Genomic DNA, 1288 nt, shown 5'->3' on the forward strand with positions numbered 1-1288 from the left:
AGTTGCTCGGCGACGCTTGGGTCAGTGATGTCGTTGAGGACGGCGGCCCGGATGTGCGCCGCCTCCTCATCCGGTGAGGGCGAAAGCGAGGAGAGGACGCTCGCAGCAGTAGCGCGGTCCTCATCCGTGGCCCACTTCGCCCTAGACAGCTTCTCGATGAGGACGAGGCCTGCGGCGGACTCCCGCGCGTCGGTGCTGAGCGCCTGGGCGAGCGCTTGCTCGTAGCGGCGTGCCCATTCTTGTCGTGCAGCGTCAGCTTGCTGCGCGTGCCGTGTGATGAAGAAGCTCACCACCGACCAGGCGAGGCCGAGTCCTGCCACGCTCGCAGCGATGATGGCCGCGATGAGCGTAGCGGTGGTCTCGTCCATGGCCTCACGATAGCGCCGCAGTCCACGAGGGGCACGAGTACGAAGACAATGGCGCTGGGCGCGGCTGCGTCGACCGAGCGCTGAGAGGCACCGCGCATGGGGCATGCGAGTTGCCTCGAGGCCGCTCTCACCGATCTTCCAGGAACAACTATGTACTCGGCCGACACACACTCTTTCGCGCAGGACGACATCCTCGTTGCCGCGTGGGGGCGAGATCAGGGCAACATCGACTTCTATCAAGTGGTGCGGGCGACGCCGAAGACTCTCGTCGTGCGACGGCTCGGGTCGCGGATCACGAAGATCGTTGGTCCCACTCGGGCCATCGTCGTTCCGGTACCCGGGTCATTCCGGAGCGTGGGTCATCGCCGCTTCCTCATGCACGACGATGATGGCTGGTTCATCTCTGTGACCAGCTGGGAGCAGGCAAGGCGGTGGCATGGAGCGCCGCGGTTGTCGACGCGATACGCCTGACGGTTCTCACTTACGGACGAACGCAGGCAAGTCTGACAGGGGTGCCCAGGCATCCCGGTAGCCCGCGGCGGGCATCATCGGCACACCTCCGACGGTGAACGACGTCCCGGGCTTGCAGATCTCGAAGCCTCTGTCCTCGAACCACGAGAGTGCTCGCGTTTTCTCAGCGTCGATGCGCGTGACGAAGTAGCGGGCACTGAAGTCGCGGTACGCGTGAGCGGCGAGCGAGTTCAACAGCGTAGTCCCGTAGCCCCGTCCTCGGTACTTCGGGTCAACGGCGATGGCATCAATTGACTGGATCTGAGCGGTGACCGCGAGCCCCTCCACTCCATGCTGGCTAAGGAGCACATCGCCGACACCGCCGGCGTGCGCGGCGTAGGCAGCTCCGCGCACGGTGTCACCGTCGAGCATGACGCTGACGTGGCTGTCGAGGCGGTCGGGATGCACGG

Annotated in this window: 2 protein-coding genes; both read right to left on the bottom strand. The window is 65.4% G+C overall.

Features of this window, described 5'->3' with window-relative positions:
• Positions 1–368: hypothetical protein (locus tag J7E68_RS19105; RefSeq protein WP_215175119.1), on the bottom strand; the 368-nt coding region annotated here is incomplete at its 3' end.
• A 477-nt stretch (positions 369–845) separates the two neighbouring features.
• The coding region (locus J7E68_RS19110; protein WP_215175120.1) for an N-acetyltransferase at positions 846–1288 on the bottom strand (443 nt) is incomplete at its 5' end.

The organism is Microbacterium sp. ISL-103 (genome assembly GCF_018613995.1).
Lineage (GTDB): Bacteria > Actinomycetota > Actinomycetes > Actinomycetales > Microbacteriaceae > Microbacterium.